The following is a 16807-nucleotide window of genomic DNA, read 5'->3' as shown; positions in this document are numbered from 1 at the left end:
ATCGATTGCCGGGGTTTAGCACGCGTTGATTTTTTCTTAACACCTGAGAGTTATATTTATGTCAATGAAATTAATACATTCCCTGGCTTTACTAATATCAGCATGTACCCCAAACTATGGCAAGAAAGCGGAATTTCCTATCCGGATCTCATTTCAAAATTAATTGATTTTGCCCTTGAAGAGCATGAGTTAAAGAGAAATTTAAAGGTCGACTATGAATACTTAGGAAATATGGCAGTGGAGTTGACGAGACCCACTGTATCTCAATAAAAGGAGACGACACATGAGAATTTGGCAGAAAGACTATACGCTTGATAATCTGCAACCCAGGGCAATGCCATCTATGGCCGACCATTTAGGCATTGAGGTTATAGATATTGGTGATGATTATCTAACAATGCGGATGCCTGTGGATGATAGAACACGCCAGCCACGCGGCCTTTTACATGGGGGTGCTTCATGTGTTCTGGCTGAGACAGTAGGCAGTGTTGCGTCTTTCCTATGTGTTGATGCGGAAAAATACGTTGTCGCCGGCCTTGAAATTAACGCTAATCACGTGCGCGGCATTAGTGAGGGCTATGTCGTGGGAACTGCACGACCGCTTCATATTGGGCGCAGCACCCATGTTTGGGATATTCGCATTGAAGCAGAAGCAACCAAGAAACTCATCTGCGTTAGCCGTCTCACCGTGGCTGTTCTGGAAAGATGAGGCATCAGCTCGCGCTCGTCTTTAGAAAGCGACCTTATGAGAACTGAAACTCAGAGGTCGCCCTCATTAAATATTACGACTTCTCAACAAAGTCAGCCATAATCGTTTTATTGCCTGATATTTCAAACTTAATTTCAAGCTGATCCCCATCCGCCGTTTGAATGATACCATAGCCAAACTTTTGGTGAAAGACGCGGTCGCCAGCTTGTAAAGAATGCTTCGACGCCACAGAATATTCGGCCTCAAAAATCGGACGCTTTGGTTTCAGCGTTGCGCTGTTGAATAGTTTTGTTGGCCTTGAGGGCATCGCATCGAAGCGTGGCGCGGCTGCCTCCCTGCCATTCGCCTGCACATGAGTCACATGGTCATCTGGCAATTCTTTCACAAAGCGTGACGGGACAACGTGTTGCCATCCTTGATAAGAGCGGCGGTTGAGGGCGTAGGTAATCGTTGCAGCTTTTTTAGCACGCGTAATGCCAACATAGGCAAGACGCCGCTCCTCTTCTAGTCCTTCAAGACCTGATTCATCTAGGGAGCGTGGATGCGGAAACAATCCCTCTTCCCATCCTGGTAAGAAAACCACGTCAAACTCAAGCCCTTTGGCAGCGTGAAGCGTCATGATGCTTACCATTTGCTCATGCGATTGTTTAGTGTTATCCATGACAAGACTAACGTGTTCCAAAAACCCTTGTAGTGAGTCAAATTCTTTAATCGCCGAAATTAACTCTTTCAAGTTTTCAAGACGGCCCGGGGCATCGGCGGATTTGTCCTGGCGCCACATCTCTGTATAGCCGGATTCGTCTAAAATAACTTTAGCGACTTCGGCGTGATCTGCTTCGGACAATAGCCGGCGCCAGCGATCAATATTTGTAAAGAACTCGCGCAAGGTTGTACGTACACCGCCCCGAATTAAGTCAGAGTCACACAATTCAAAGGCAGTGCGAGAGAGAGAAATCCCGGCTGCCCGCGCTTCTTTATGGATCAGCTGCAGAGTCGCCTGACCGATCCCCCGACGTGGCACATTAATGATGCGCTCAAATGCCAATCCATCATCCGGTTGCATAACTAACCTTAAGTAAGCCATCGCATCACGAATTTCTTGGCGTTCATAAAAGCGCAATCCACCTACCACGCGGTAAGGGACCCCAAGGACCAGTAAGCGGTCTTCAAACTCACGGGTTTGAAAGCCAGCACGCACCAAAATCGCCATGTTGGAAAGGGAGTCACCATAGCGTTGACGAGTCTCGATTTCTTCCCCAATAAAGCGTGCTTCTTCATCAGAATCCCAGGTGCCCCGCACCAAAACTTTCTCACCAGAATCATGATCAGTCCACAGCTTTTTGCCCAGACGGCCTGTATTGTGCTGAATTAATTCAGACGCCGCCCCAAGGATGTCCGGCGTAGAGCGATAGTTTTGTTCTAACCGGATGACAGTTGCGCCTGGAAAATCTTGTTCAAAGCGAAGAATATTACCGATTTCTGCGCCCCGCCAAGCATAGATCGACTGATCATCGTCACCCACGCAGCAAATATTGCGATTATTCATCGCCAGCATTCGCAACCATAAATATTGGGCGATATTGGTGTCTTGATACTCGTCCACCATGAGGTATTTGAATTGATGCTGGTAGATTTCCAGAACATCAGGAAATTCTGTAAATAAAGTCAGGCAATGGAGGAGAAGGTCACCGAAATCCACAGCGTTCAGAGTCAATAATCGCTGTTGGTATTCTTTATATATTTCCAGCATCAAGCTGTTACTACCTGCCTCTGCACGCGTCACTTTTGCCGGCGTCAGTCCCCTATCCTTCCACCGATTAATAATGGAAGCTGCCAGGCGCGGTGGGTTTTTCTTATCATCGATACCTTGGGCCTGCAAAATTTGTTTTAAGAGTCGTTGTTGGTCATCGGAATCAAGAATGGTGAAGTCGGGGCGCATACCAATGCGTTCCCCATGCCGTCGAACAATACGCAAGGACAGGGAATGAAAGGTCCCAAGCCATAATCCTTCAGTCGCGCGGCCTACAAGTTGCGAAACTCGTTCACGCATTTCATTAGCCGCCTTATTGGTAAAGGTCACCGCTAAAATTTGTGAAGGAAAAACATTGCCAGACGCCAAAATATGCCCCAATCGAGTGGTAAGCACACGTGTTTTACCTGTTCCAGCTCCTGCCAAAACCAACACAGGTCCTTCCGTGGTTTCAACAGCAAGTCTTTGCTCAGGATTAAGGGAATCCAAAATATTATTAGTTGGATGACGTTGCATTGCTGATGTAACTAGCACCTTTCAAGCTCACATTCTTGGCATTTTTTGAGTCGTATAGACTGATCACAATTGAAACCACTGCGGCGTCCGCATCACGCGCTTTTGAAGAAGGTGTAGCGATCTCCTAAATAACAGAGCCAGGAGATTGTCACGTCACTTCGTGCCGCGCAAGGACGAGATTGTATAATACCTCCAATTAACCTGAAGGCACTCAATTATGTCAAGTAGATTTGAATTAAACTTCAATGGTCAGTTGACTATCTTCTTCATTCCAAGGATCTGGATGGTCCTCTTTCTTGCGTGTGGCCTCTTTGTTATCGCCATCGGGTTTTTGATCGTGCCCTTCATCATCATAATCAAATAGATCAATATCAAAAGGACTGGTAAAGTCACCTAGCTCCCGAAGTGGAGGATTTTCTGAAATAAGAGGGGCCACAAGCCCAATTAAGGTTAAAATAATCACTTAAATTTATCCATCCTGGAACGCCTATTTTTATTCTGGCATAAGAATGGTTAATATAACGTCAACTCCTTATAGAAGAAATTACTGCTGTATTGATTGAGTTTGAGGTTGCGATTGCTGTTCCAATTCTTCAGGGGACTTGGATAAAGTGTCGATTGATTCAGAATTAGGAATGACATCACCCCAATTTTCTTTGAGTTTAGCGTGTTTTTCCAACAACTTTTGCAAATTTGACTGGTCATGGTTGCGATAATAACTCACCGTCAACATTGGCACCCCTAAGTGTATGAGCCAGCCTACTCCCGTTCCCCCCAAGACTAAGAGGAGCATAAAGGGGTCATGAATCAATTGGTAAACCGATATTAAAGAAAATCGATTACTCAAAAGGGTATAAAAACATGGTAGAGACACCGCTAAATTACAAATCCCCACACAAAAAGATAAAGAATAATTGGGTGAATTGTCTGATAACAAGGCACTTAACGTTGGGATAAAGATGATAAATCCTATCAAAACCATTCCAGGATAGGTCACAATCCCAACCACAAAAAGAATTAAGAGTATAACAACGATTTTTGAATTATCACGCTTTTCTTGTTTGCTCATACTAACACCTTTGCAATGATGTAGAATAGCGTAAATCCAAGGGACAAGATAGCAGACAGAATCATTGCATTATTCTGACCAATACTTTCCGAATAATGTTGATCATTATTTAATGAGGCAGCGATAGCCTTAACTTTCTTATCAATAAAAGCGGCTTCTGCCTGAGCCTGACGCAATCCCATTTGATCTGTTTCAACCAGTTTACGGTTATCTAATAATTTGACAATGGGCTTCAAATTACCTTCTTCAGCAAGCTCAATGAGCCTTTTTTCAAGATTTTGGCGCAAATGAATATTTTTAAATTGACTTAAGAGAGGAATAGTCACATCCACAACCCATTTTGCCAGTCCTTTCAGGTGAGCCAGCTTGTAGCGATACTGTAATTCAGCCAGCAATTTAATCATTGCGATATGTTTTTTAAACTTATTATTGACATCCATTTCGTGAAAAAATCGTTGAGGCACATTGGTCTCACGGGCAGCGATAAAGGCCGCAATATGGCGATCAATAATCATTTCAGGGCGATTATTTCCCATCCCAATGAAGTTTAATCCCACGACAATATCAGCTATCTTCAACGCATTAAAATTTTTCAGATTCGCACTCAAGCAAGGGATGTCGGGGCAAAGATGATAAAGGCAACTTTCAATTCCCCCTCCCATACCACGATACTCCATCGTATTACGTATCAATTGAATTTTGCGACCTAGAGTCTCATCAGGAGAATTTGCCGCCACGATTCTTACATCATTGAGATAATAAGATAATATCGGGGATGCAATTAAACGTATATAGCTTTCTAACGCATTATTATGGACAATTGCATGCGCCAGACTATTACCTAACCCCAATGGTGTAAATGATTTGCCCTGCCAGAATAAAGGGCTTCCTCTATCTAAAATCTGTAAAACACCTATAAGTCTTTCAGGAGAGGAGGTTTGGCTTGGCATAATTGCTTTTAGTTCTTCAAGAAGATGAACGCGCACATGGTCATGAAGACCATTTTTCAGCCACATAACAATATCATTTTTAGCGATAAGGTCCAGAGCAGCAATTGGATTGCGCCGCATTTCATAAGCTAAAACAGTAGGCGTATAAATATCGTCTCTCCCATTAAAAGCAAGGGGACGAGAGGCTCTACGGGACTGTATAAAATTGGTCTGAACCACCCTACCATTGGCCAACCAACTAGCAACTTCTTTTAAATTCCAGCGCAAATCATCTGTATCTGTTAGCAAGCCCCGCAATAGATCTGTCATCGCCGCGGACAGCTGCTTTTTAGGTAAAAAAGTTGCAAAACTGCCAAATTCAATGCGATCAACAATGATTGCTCGTTCGTCGGATAAATCTACAGGAGATTCACCATTTAGTAAAAAGCAGATCGTCACCCCAAGGGCAAATAGGTCAGCACAAACAGTTGCTTCCCCACGGCTGATTGGATCAGCAAGAGCAAGGGATAATGGCTCAAAAACAGAATTTTGCCCGTAACCTGGGGGCTCAGATAAACATTCACCCAGAAGAATATCATCCTGTTTACCTGTAATATCTAAAAAGATATTTGTTGGCCTTATCGCATGGTGAGAAATTTCTTCTTGGCGGAGATTTTGTAAAATATCATAAATAGGCGCGATTAGTTTTTTTGTGATTCGCTCTTCCGTCCAGGGAGTAAAGACGTCCGTTAACGACTGCATGATCGGTGCACCGGGGCGCTGATAAACCAAGGCCACGGAGCGATCTAATAATCCTTGATCCCAAGTTGTATTAGCTGCATGGGCCAACCGTAATATTCTGGCTGTTGGATTGTTATGAAATAAATTGAAAACCTTTTCAATAATGGACAAGCGGGGCGTAGGAAAAACCGAGGTCTTAAGCGCATAAAGTTTTGCTTCCGGTGACTTGAGATCCCGAACTTCATAGGCTTCAGCCGTTGCCGTATCTAATTCTGGCAGTGGCGAATACAATAAAACCTCATATCGATCTGCTAGAGTTATGCTCGTCATTACAAAACTAAATGTTACGTTTCATACTTCCAGCATACCGGGAATTTTTTAAGGATTCATTAACAAAAAACTAAGAGCTTGCCTGTTAAAAGATTAAACATGCTTTGAAAGCAAATTTTTCCCTAATGAAGATAAGTTCATCGCTTAAGAAATGATAGTTTAATGCAGTATTTATTTATGAAAAGTATGATGATTAGGAAGTAATCCGTGGAAATTAGGTGATTTTACCAGCAAAAAGTCCCCACTGGATTTGAAAATATGAGAAGGCCCAGCATCTGGGCTCTGTCCAGTTAACCTAAATACTGACCACCGTTAGTGGCGATGGTAGCCCCTGTGATAAAGCCTGCAGCATCACTGCTCAAGAATTCAACAACAGCAGCTATTTCTTCTGGTGTTCCCAGTCTGCCTACAGGAATCTGACTCACGATGGACTGTAGCACATTTTGGTCAAGCGCTCCCACCATATCTGTCTTAATATATCCAGGAGCAATCGCATTTACCGTAATTCCCTTTGAGGCACATTCTAGAGCCAAAGCTTTAGTCAATCCAATCATTCCCGCCTTCGCTGCTGAATAATTGACTTGGCCAATCTGTCCTTTTTGTCCGTTGATGGAGGAAATGTTGATCACCCGACCAAAGGCTCTTTCACGCATATATGGGACGACAGAATGACACATATTAAAACAAGAAGTTAGATTGGTGTTAATCACCTCATGCCACATTTGTGGAGTGGTTTTGTGCAGGAAAGCATCGCGTGTAATCCCAGCGTTATTAACCAAAACGTCGATTGTGCCATGCTTGGCCAAAATCTCATGCACTGCCTTTTTACAAGGCTCGTAATCGCCCACATCCCAGCGCATCACCTCAACACCTGTTTGATGATGAAATTCTTGCGCCGCTTCGTCGTTACTCATATAATTAGCAACAACCATATACCCTGCCTCTTTCAGTTGTTTTGAGATTGCCGCTCCAATTCCACGTGTTCCACCAGTCACAACTGCGATACGCATTTTAATTCTTTCTCTATCAGTTTTCTTAGATTTTACTATAATAAACAGTAATTAGTTAAATTTTTATTAAAAATATTAATTAATTACGGAAAAATGATAAAATAGATTTCGTTGTAATTAGAATTAAACTTGAATTATGTGACAGAAGAACAAATTCTCCCCTCGGCCCTGGTTGTCCACCATTGAATTTGACTCGAGGATGGCAAAGCTCTCCAGGGTGGGGGTGCCAGAGTACAGTATTTTATAGCTACCAACGTGTCCCTAGGCTCTGGCTGCTTCGAGAAATTTAAGGAAACTAGCGCGATAGATATAATCTAATCCGCATGGGTAATTTCTTGAGAAACTTTCGAGGTATAAGCTAAAAAGAACGCCGACAATAAAAATATGCTATGGATAACAACCTGCCAGAAAATTTCTCTATCAGGAATTTTATGAATATTAATAAATGTTTTGAGTAAGTGGATTGAAGAAATGCCAATCAACGCTAATGCCAATTTTATCTTCATTGTATTTGCATTGACGTGGGTAAGCCATTCGGGACTATCGGGATGCTCATCCATTTTTAGTCGTGAAACAAATGTTTCATATCCGCCGATAATCACCATAATGAGGAGATTAGAGATCATCACCACGTCTATAAGGCCCAATGCAACCAGCATCACATCTGTTTCTGCTATTTTGCCAATATCCATAAAAAGATGAACAATCTCTTTTATAAACTCATATAAATAAGCGCATTGGACAATTATTAATCCCACATAAAGGGGGGCCTGCAACCAACGGCTTGAAAAAATTGTAAAGGCCAATAATCTTTGCGGGGTATTTTTTGTCAAATTCATTATCGTTTCTCTTTAAAGGAATGCTGCCTTAATCTAAAAGGTTTAGAAGGATTTGTTAACCACTTTTATTGCCTCATCTTTTTTTTTAAAAAAAAAGAATGTTTTTAAATTGCTTGAAGTGAAATCCTTGAATGCATAGGTAGATGGGAGATTATTACAATCATATATTACGCTCAAAAGAGCTGAAAAAGTGGATTTATAATTTAGTTTAGAGGATGTCTTAAACCTCTGTAAATCAGGCTTTTTTGCATAGATTTTTTTAAAAAAGGTGCCGCGTGAGCCGTCGGGAATTAATGATCCTCTCACGACCTGTCTCAACAGGTGGGAACCATATACCAAGGCCACAGCCTTGACAGAGACAGTCCCCGAGGAAAATGTATGGTCCGGGGATTCATACCCTCATCGAACTCCGCAGCATAATAAAGGATAGTGTGAAGCGGTTCTTTTTTCAATCTAAATCGCTTTTCATCTCAATTTTAAGTTCTATGAACATATTCTTTCATTATTATTCGCGAAAAGGAATGGCAGCGAGGGAAACTGAGATTGACGATTTCTCTCTAGATTGGTAGGTTGGGGAAAAGAAATATAGATTCGAGTTTTATTTTGACACAAGCTTTTAGACAGAAAGAGCAATTAATGGAGAGAATTCCCAACGATCAACTCCATCAACAAATGGCAAATGCGATTCGTTTTTTGTCAATCGATGCTGTTGAAAAAGCAAAATCAGGGCATCCAGGAATGCCCATGGGAATGGCGAATGTCGCAACCGTTTTGTGGCAAGAATTTTTGCGATTCGACCCCACCTGCCCAACTTGGCTGAATCGCGACCGTTTTGTCCTATCAGCCGGCCATGGATCGATGCTCCTCTACTCATTGCTTTACCTAACAGGGTACAAGGACATTACGCTTGAAGAAATTAAGAATTTTCGCCAGTTAGATAGTAAAACCGCAGGTCACCCTGAATATGGTCATGCGGCTGGCATTGAAACAACGACTGGTCCCCTCGGTCAGGGTCTTTCCAATGCTGTTGGTTTGGCACTGGGGGCAAAATTGTTGCAGGCAGAGCTGGGCAACAATGTGATTAACCATAAAGTTTATACGATTGCAGGTGACGGCGATTTGATGGAAGGAATTTCCCAGGAAGTCATCTCCTTTGCGGGGAATCTAAAATTGGATAACCTCATCGTCCTTTATGATGACAATCAAATCTCCATTGATGGTCCCACAGACCTTGCCTTTACTGATAAGACGCCCCTTCGGTTTGAAGCATCCCACTGGCTAACCCTCTCCATTGATGGACATGACCCTGAGGCCATTAGAAAAGCGCTCCAACAAGCGCAAAATGCTGACAAACCAGTGTTGATTGCCTGTAAAACTAAAATCGCCTTTGGGTCACCTAATAAAGTGAATACGTCAGGAGCACACGGCTCCCCTCTGGGAGAGGATGAAATTGCGGTAACCCGTCAAAATCTCAATTGGCCGCATGCTGCTTTTGACATCCCAGAAGAGATTTTAAATACCTGGCGTGCGGCTGGGGCGCGTCACTGCCAAGAACGTGCTGAGTGGGATACTGCTTTTGCCAAACATCCTCATAAAGAGACCATCTTAGCGCGTGTAAATCGTTCTCTGTCTAAAGATGCCACTCAAAAACTGATGGATGTCCGCAAAGCTTTTGCGGAAAAGCCCCTTAAGCAAGCGACACGTCAATTGTCCCAACAGGTATTGGATGCTGTGGCCCCGTTGATGCCCGAGCTTGTTGGTGGATCGGCTGATCTAACAGGGTCTAACAATACCAAAGCCAAGGGGCAAAAACCAGTTTCAGCCCATGATTTTTCTGGCAAATATATTCATTATGGCGTGCGTGAACATGGCATGGCAGCGATCATGAATGGGCTCTCCCTTTATGGTGGCCTTCGCCCCTACGGCGGTACATTCTTGGTGTTTAGCGATTATTTGCGCCCAGCATTAAGGCTCTCAGCTTTGATGCACCAGCCAGTCATTTATGTCCTTACCCACGATTCAATTGGCCTTGGAGAGGATGGACCCACACATCAACCAATTGAGCATTTGGCGGCACTTCGGGCGATTCCGAATCTGAATGTATTTCGCCCAGCTGATGCGGTTGAGACGGCTGAATGCTGGGAATTAGCGTTTCAGTCGGTCACGACTCCCTCAGTCCTTGTCCTTACACGGCAAAACATTACGCCGTTTAGGAATGATGCCATCACCAATCTATCCGCCAAAGGGGGATATGTGACCCATGAGGAGGTGGATGCCGCGGTTACTTTAATAGCAACAGGGTCTGAAATGAGCATAGCTCTAGAAACCCGAGAAAAGCTGATGAATGAAAATATTAAGGTGCGTATCGTCTCTCTTCCCTGCTGGCGTCTGTTTGATCAACAATCTACCGACTATAAACAACAAGTTTTAGGAAATGGATTAAAAGTCGCTATTGAGGCAGCTTCTCCCTTTGGTTGGGAGCGCTACACTGGGCAAGATGGCTTGATTTGCGGCATTGATACCTTTGGCGCCTCAGCGCCCTATCTCCAACTTTATGACAAATTTGGCTTAACCGCTGATAAAATCTGTGAAAAAATTAAACTTAAACTTAAAAAGGGATAAATAATGAAACCAAGGATCGCCATTAACGGTTTTGGTCGCATCGGGCGAATGGTCTTACGTGCGATTGTTGAAAGTGGTCGCCAAGACGTCGAAGTTGTCGCTATTAACGACCTTGGCTCCATTGACGTCAATGCCCATCTGTTGAAATATGATTCAATCCACGGGCGTTTCCCAGGAACAGTGACCACTGCTGAAAATACCCTTGACGTTGGCTTTGGCCCGATCCAAGTTTTCTCAGAAAGTGACCCTGAAAAGCTTCCTTGGGGCAAGCTAGGGGTCGATATTGTAATGGAATGTTCTGGTCACTTCACCGATAAAGAAAAAGCATCTAAGCATTTGAAAGCTGGTGCTAAACGCGTTCTTGTCTCCGCCCCGACAACCAATGCTGACATGACTATTGTTTACGGCGTTAACCACCAGGAATTGACAGCAGAGCACCGCGTCGTTTCCTGTGGCTCTTGCACCACCAACTGTTTAGCTCCTGTTGCTAGCGCTTTACACGACGCCATTGGCATTGAGCATGGTTACATGACAACTGTTCATGCTTATACAGGCGATCAACGGTTGGTTGACACCATTCACAATGACCTCCACCGCGCCCGCGCCGCTGCGATGTCGATGATTCCGTCATCCACAGGCGCAGCAAAGGCATTAGGTTTGGTTCTGCCAGCACTTAAAGGAAAATTAGATGGCGCGGCGATTCGTGTCCCCACAGCTAACGTTTCTGTGATTGATCTAAAGTTTACGCCATCCCGTAAAACTTCTGTGGACGAAATCAATTCCGTCATGAAAAAAGCAGCTGCTCGCATGAATACCGTGCTTAGCATTGTGGAAGAACCATTGGTTTCAATCGACTTCAACCATGTAAGCTATAGCTCTAACTTTGATACAACTCAAACACACGTGATTGACGGACAATTCTGCCGCGTTGTTTCTTGGTATGACAATGAATGGGGTTTTTCCAATAGAATGAGCGACGTCGCCGTTGAAATAGCAAAGTTGCTTTAAATTCTCCCTTCTGTAAAAAGAAGTATTTATAGCCAAAAATAAAACCAAGTTTCAATAAAGAAGGTCATCTACTTCTAGGAACTTGGCAAAATTTGCATGCTCAAACTGTCAAAATACACTTTTTTCGTTTTTTCTTCACAAATCTTAGTATTAAAATCACTTTCCTTTATTCTTTATTAACTTTCTCCACTCTATCATGCGAAAAGTTACCTTATGTGGCATTTTTGCAACATGATTAAGGAGTGGTTTCATGAACGCATCAACTTCAGTATGCAGAACAACTGCCTTCACACTTATGCTGAACCTAACCATTAGCCAGCTTTATGCCAATGAAAAAAGAGAAAATGGTCATATTGAATGGGGGGCTTCCCCACGTCATCATTATCAATTTGTCCCTTCGGAGGGCACCCCCAGCTATAAGTGGGTAATGGAGCGTGAAAAGGAAAAATCCTTTAAATTAAAATATAGTCATGCCTCTCTCCCCACTAAATTTGATTTTAGTCAAGATATCAACGTTATTCACACTCAAGGCAATCTTGGCTCTTGCACCGCCCAGACGTTGACGCTCTCATTAGAATACTATTTAAAGAAATTTGGGATCTCAGTTGAATTATCGCCCCTTTTTGTTTACTTCAATGAGCGCAAACTTAACGGTACCATTAATGAAGATTGCGGCGCAAGTTTAACCGATGCCATTCGTGCCGTTTATAAATACGGTGCTTGCCTTGAACAAAGCTGGACTTATACTGACGATGAGACAAAATTTAAGATAACACCGCCAGATAACACCTACAGTGAAGCACGATCCCTTTTTAGAGGTATACGCTTGATCCACACCAATATTCCTCATCAACTTCAAAATATTAAACAGAGTTTAGCAGATAAAACCCCCGTTTTTTGTGGCATCAATGTCTTTCCCTCGTTTGAACATCAAGAAACAAAAAAACAGGGATCATCCCAATGCCAACAGCAATTGAAAAACCAATCGGTGCCCATGCTATTACTCTTATTGGATACGATGATGCTACCAAACACTTCAAATTTGTTAATTCACGGGGTAAAGAATGGGGTGATAATGGGTTTGGTTATCTTCCCTATAAATATTTCACTAATAAAAATCCTCATAATGTCCGACTTCATACTTATCCCAAAGAATTATGGAGCATTACGTTGATCCGAAGGGCGACTTCTTGAACAGATTCGTGTTTATTGCAGAGAGTATCTCAACGCATAAGACAGAAAAGGTAAAAAGACTCTTCTGTCTTGTGACTGGAGGATTTATCTACCATAGAAGATTCAAGAAGATTTAGAAGCTAAGTCAGTCAAAATGAATTTTTTCAATTTTTGTTGATAAAACCCAACCTATCTTCAATATCCGGGAAAGTAACTTCTGAGCTAGAAATGATATGTTCCTTTTCATTTTCATCCAGTAATATGAGACTTCCCGCCTCTGTAATAGTCAGAAACTCTCCTTCAATTTGTCCTTCTTTACCGGCAGTAGCAACGATAAATTCGCCAAGACCATGGGCAAATGATAGCCATTCATCACGCAATACAACAAACCCCTCTTCCTGCCAAGTCACATACATAGAATTAAAATTGATCACAAAATTATTTAAAAATTCCGCCGTATCTGGAATAGGTGTCACAAAATCTTTAAAAGCAATTGCCGGATAAGCAGTCAGTTCCGGTGCTCTTTCCATATTAACGCCAATACCAAGGTAACAGGGTGTCCCCTCAATCAAGCAGCTATCCATATCTGTTTCAATAAGAATTCCCGCAATTTTCTGCAGGTTGACCAAAATGTCATTCGGCCATTTTAATGTCACCCGGCAAGTGTCTCCCATATAATATTTTATTGTTTTGGCAAGAGCAAGTCCTCCTACCAGGGCAAGCTGACTCAAAACATCAAGGGAAACTTTTGGTCTGAGTAAAATGGAAAAATAAAGATTCCCCGGAGGCGAAATCCAGCGTCTACCCAACCGGCCTCTGCCCACTGTTTGTGTCGCAGCCACCACCACGGTCCCTTCAGGATAATCCTGCTGGCACAAGCGCTTCACTTCACTATTGGTGCTATCGAGGGAATCATAATGCGTAAAGTTGTAATTAATCATGATGTAAAAAATGTCTTAGAAGCAGCCAACGCCAACTGAAGGAAGAATTCTGGCTTAATGAAAAACCACGTCAAACCACCAATAATTACCCCTGTAACCAATAAAGCTCCGGTTTCTTTCAACTCACCACCTGCTGCTAATGTAAGAACTCCATCTTCTTGCGGCTCATCCATCACAATCACCTTGACCACATATAGATAGTAGGCAGCAGCTATGACGCTTACCAAAACACCGATAATAGCAACAGGCAACATATCTGCATGGAGGACAGCCTCAAATACATACAATTTCCCTAGAAACCCAGCAAGCGGGGGAACACCTGCAAAGGAAAATAACAAAAAGACCATCACAAAGGCAATTCCAGGGTAAACCTTGAATAAACCTGCTAAATCAGTGATGTTTTGAATTTCCTGACCACGCCGATTGATGATTAATAGGCAGATAAAGAAGCATAATACTGTGACAGCATAAAGAGTAACGTAAATTAAGCTGGACTCAATGCCGTAAAAATCGTGTGAGAGCAGGCCCAACATTGCATACCCCATATTCATAATAGAGCTATAAGCAAGCAAGCGCTTGATATTCTTTTGATTAAGCGCTCCAAAAACGCCAACAATCATGGTCGCAACGCCCAAAGCAGCAATCAGATATTGCCACTGATCATGGGCAAGCAACATCGGCTCAGCCAACAGGCGCGTGATCATGCAAAACGCCGCAACTTTCGGAACAGAAGCAAAGAAACTCACAACAGTTGTTGGCGCCCCTTCATAAACATCTGGAGTCCACATATGGAATGGCACCGCAGAAATTTTAAAGACAATTCCCGCAATAATAAACGCCATTCCTAAATAAAAGCCCATCGGAGCTGGATTTGCTCCTTGCAAAAACACCTGAATGGCTGCAAAGCTAACACTCCCAACAGCACCGTAGATAAAGGTCATCCCATAAAGCATAATCCCTGTGGCAAGGGAGCCTAGGAGGAAATATTTCAATCCCGCTTCAGAGGCTTTCTTATCATCACGACGAATCGCCGTCAGGACATAAAGCGACAAGCTTTGCAGCTCCAACCCCATAAAAAGGGAAAGGAAAGTTTGGCTGGAAACCATCACCATCATCCCCAAAACCGATAGCAAAATCAGGACAGAATATTCAGGCACATCAACGCCATCTTTTTTCACGAAATCCCGATTCGAAATTGCGAAGAGAGTTGTTATTGCCAAGATGATAATTTTTGAAAAGTGGGCAAATTCATCATTCACCAGCTGAGTAAATAATAATAATATCTTTGTTGGCTCTGTTATTATTGTCGCACTTAATGCCGCAAATAAGATGGCAATAGAAACAGTATTGACGACTCTTAAAGCCTCATACTTGATAAAAACTGCAAAGAGCAGCAACATCAGTGTGCCAGCCAAAATAATTAATTCTGGTAAAAGGTTCAGCATATCTGGAATTATCATGTAACCTACTCTTTTTCTCTAACTTTATTCATTGGGAATCGCTTCAGCGGAAGCCACTAATTTGATCTTATGTGCCACTGCATATTCCTGATGTTTCTTAACTAATCGTTCAACTGATGGGTTAATAATATTGATAAAGTATGTAGGATAAATCCCCATCCAAAAAACAACCACAGCCAGTGACGTTAAGATGACAATTTCACGTCCATTTAAATCAAGGAGAGACTTAAGTTCAAGATTTGTAATCTTGCCAAAAATAATTCGACGGTAAAGCCACAGGCCATAAGCCGCTCCTAAAATCATCCCACTTGCAGCCAAGGTGGTGAGGGTTGTTGTAACTTTAAAAGACCCAACGATAACCAAAAACTCGCCAATAAAACCACTGGTTCCAGGTAGCCCCACAGAAGCGAGTGTGAAAATCATAAACATGACTGCAAACAATGGCATCACCTTAACCAAACCGCCATATTTAGCAATTTCACGGGTGTGGAGTCTATCATATACAACGCCAACGCAAAGGAATAAAGCGGCTGAGACAATGCCATGACTGAGCATTTGAATCACCGCTCCCGCCACAGACTGAAGAGTGAGCGCAAAAACACCCAGCGTCACAAATCCCATATGAGCCACCGATGAATAGGCAATCAATTTTTTCATGTCTTGCTGCACCAAAGCTACTAGAGAAGTATAGATAATGGCAATAACACTTAAAATCATGACAAACGGCGCTAAAATCATACTCGCTTCAGGGAACAAGGGTATAGAAAAACGAAGGAAGCCATAGCCGCCCATTTTCAGCAAAACACCGGCTAAAATCACCGACCCTGCTGTGGGCGCCTCAACGTGAGCATCTGGCAACCAAGTATGCACAGGCCACATTGGAACTTTAACAGCAAAAGAGGCAAAAAATGCTAACCACAACCAATATTGCATCGTGCTAGAGAATTGATGGAGCGCCACTGTATCAAGGTCTGTTGTCCCAACTTGGAGATAAATTGCGATAATCGCAAGCAACATTAGCACCGACCCAAGAAAAGTATACAAGAAAAACTTGAAACAAGAATATATACGGCGCGCTCCACCCCAGATGCCAATAATAAGGAACATCGGGATCAGAACTCCCTCGAAAAAGACATAAAACAAGACGAGATCTAGAGCACAGAACATCCCTATCATTAACGTTTCTAAAAACAAAAACGCTAGCATATAACCACGAACTCTCGTATTAATGGCAGTCCAGCTCGATAAAATACAAAGCGGCGTCAAGAATGTTGACAGCAAAATAAAGAATACAGAAATACCATCAACACCGATGTGATAGCGAATTTTTAGGTCCTCAATCCACATGCTGTTTTCGACAAATTGGTAGCTCGGATTCGCCGAGTCGTAATTTACGACCAGAACCACTGACAAAACAAAGGTTAATAAGCTTGTCCATAAGGCAACAATTCTAGAATTGCGATCAATACGCCCCTCCTCCCCCCGAATAAGTAGAATAAACAGAGCACCGACAAGTGGCAAAAAGATGATAATTGAAAGTAAAGGAAAATCAGCCAGCATTAATTATATACTCACTATGATTGAAAATGCGGATTTCTCGCATCGAGACTTAATGCGACTTTTGCAATGGAACGACGATAATAGTTGGCTCTCTTTAAGGAGTTTCACGCGAAAATTGAGCCCAAAGATCGATGGATAGAAATTGGTAGG

Annotated in this window: 14 protein-coding genes and 1 other RNA gene; 5 read left to right on the top strand and 10 right to left on the bottom strand. The window is 42.7% G+C overall.

Features of this window, described 5'->3' with window-relative positions; genetic code table 11:
* Both IG80_RS16655 and IG80_RS0100555 read left to right on the top strand, forming a co-directional pair.
* The gene (locus IG80_RS16655; protein ID WP_084755996.1) at positions 1–270 is read left to right on the top strand and encodes a hypothetical protein; all 270 of its coding nucleotides are present in this window, start codon (positions 1–3) and stop codon (positions 268–270) included.
* Between the two features lie 13 nt (positions 271–283).
* Complete coding sequence (locus IG80_RS0100555) at positions 284–709, top strand: hotdog fold thioesterase (RefSeq protein WP_032112156.1); 426 nt, start codon at positions 284–286, stop codon at positions 707–709.
* 73 nt (positions 710–782) lie between these two features.
* Here the strand turns inward: IG80_RS0100555 and IG80_RS0100550 are convergent, their stop codons facing one another.
* From IG80_RS0100550 to ssrS, 7 genes are all read right to left on the bottom strand, one after another.
* The gene (locus IG80_RS0100550; RefSeq protein ID WP_232224293.1) at positions 783–2993 is read right to left on the bottom strand and encodes an ATP-dependent helicase; all 2211 of its coding nucleotides are present in this window, start codon (positions 2991–2993) and stop codon (positions 783–785) included.
* A gap of 217 nt (positions 2994–3210) precedes the next feature.
* The gene (locus tag IG80_RS0100545) at positions 3211–3438 is read right to left on the bottom strand and encodes a hypothetical protein (protein WP_032112154.1); all 228 of its coding nucleotides are present in this window, start codon (positions 3436–3438) and stop codon (positions 3211–3213) included.
* 81 nt (positions 3439–3519) lie between these two features.
* Positions 3520–4044: a hypothetical protein gene (locus IG80_RS0100540; protein ID WP_032112153.1), complete on the bottom strand. Its 525-nt coding sequence runs from the start codon at positions 4042–4044 to the stop codon at positions 3520–3522.
* Complete coding sequence (locus tag IG80_RS0100535) at positions 4041–6044, bottom strand: protein kinase family protein (protein WP_032112152.1); 2004 nt, start codon at positions 6042–6044, stop codon at positions 4041–4043. The genes IG80_RS0100540 and IG80_RS0100535 overlap by 4 nt, the downstream gene beginning before the upstream one ends.
* Positions 6045–6334: 290 nt before the next feature.
* Positions 6335–7054 (bottom strand): acetoacetyl-CoA reductase, encoded by a 720-nt coding sequence (phbB, locus tag IG80_RS0100530; RefSeq protein ID WP_032112151.1) that lies wholly within the window; start codon positions 7052–7054, stop codon positions 6335–6337.
* Between the two features lie 314 nt (positions 7055–7368).
* Entirely contained in the window at positions 7369–7893 is a 525-nt protein-coding gene (locus IG80_RS0100525; protein WP_032112150.1) for a TIGR00645 family protein, read from the bottom strand.
* Between the two features lie 264 nt (positions 7894–8157).
* Positions 8158–8314, bottom strand: a non-coding RNA gene (gene ssrS / locus IG80_RS13750) — 6S RNA.
* A gap of 215 nt (positions 8315–8529) precedes the next feature.
* On the opposite strand from ssrS, the gene tkt reads away from it, so the two are divergent.
* The 3 genes from tkt (at position 8530) to IG80_RS0100505 (ending at position 12697) form a co-directional block, all read left to right on the top strand.
* The gene (gene tkt / locus IG80_RS0100515) at positions 8530–10515 is read left to right on the top strand and encodes a transketolase (RefSeq protein WP_156961974.1); all 1986 of its coding nucleotides are present in this window, start codon (positions 8530–8532) and stop codon (positions 10513–10515) included.
* Between the two features lie 3 nt (positions 10516–10518).
* Positions 10519–11523, top strand: coding sequence for a type I glyceraldehyde-3-phosphate dehydrogenase (gene gap, locus IG80_RS0100510; protein ID WP_032112148.1), 1005 nt, complete (start codon positions 10519–10521; stop codon positions 11521–11523).
* 250 nt (positions 11524–11773) lie between these two features.
* On the top strand, positions 11774–12697 hold the full coding sequence (locus IG80_RS0100505; RefSeq protein ID WP_032112147.1) for a C1 family peptidase: 924 nt from the start codon (positions 11774–11776) through the stop codon (positions 12695–12697).
* Between the two features lie 163 nt (positions 12698–12860).
* Here the strand turns inward: IG80_RS0100505 and IG80_RS0100500 are convergent, their stop codons facing one another.
* The 3 genes from IG80_RS0100500 to IG80_RS0100490 are packed head-to-tail and all read right to left on the bottom strand — an operon-like array spanning position 12861 to position 16654.
* The gene (locus IG80_RS0100500) at positions 12861–13637 is read right to left on the bottom strand and encodes a biotin--[acetyl-CoA-carboxylase] ligase (protein WP_032112146.1); all 777 of its coding nucleotides are present in this window, start codon (positions 13635–13637) and stop codon (positions 12861–12863) included.
* Positions 13634–15097, bottom strand: coding sequence for an NADH-quinone oxidoreductase subunit N (locus tag IG80_RS0100495; RefSeq protein WP_032112145.1), 1464 nt, complete (start codon positions 15095–15097; stop codon positions 13634–13636). Before IG80_RS0100495 ends, IG80_RS0100500 begins: the two co-directional genes overlap by 4 nt.
* Positions 15098–15121: 24 nt before the next feature.
* On the bottom strand, positions 15122–16654 hold the full coding sequence (locus tag IG80_RS0100490) for an NADH-quinone oxidoreductase subunit M (protein WP_032113215.1): 1533 nt from the start codon (positions 16652–16654) through the stop codon (positions 15122–15124).
* Between the last annotated feature and the right edge of the window lie 153 nt (positions 16655–16807).

This window comes from Candidatus Paracaedibacter symbiosus (assembly GCF_000757605.1).
Taxonomy (GTDB): domain Bacteria; phylum Pseudomonadota; class Alphaproteobacteria; order Paracaedibacterales; family Paracaedibacteraceae; genus Paracaedibacter_A; species Paracaedibacter_A symbiosus.
This window is presented reverse-complemented; position numbering and strand designations above follow the sequence as displayed.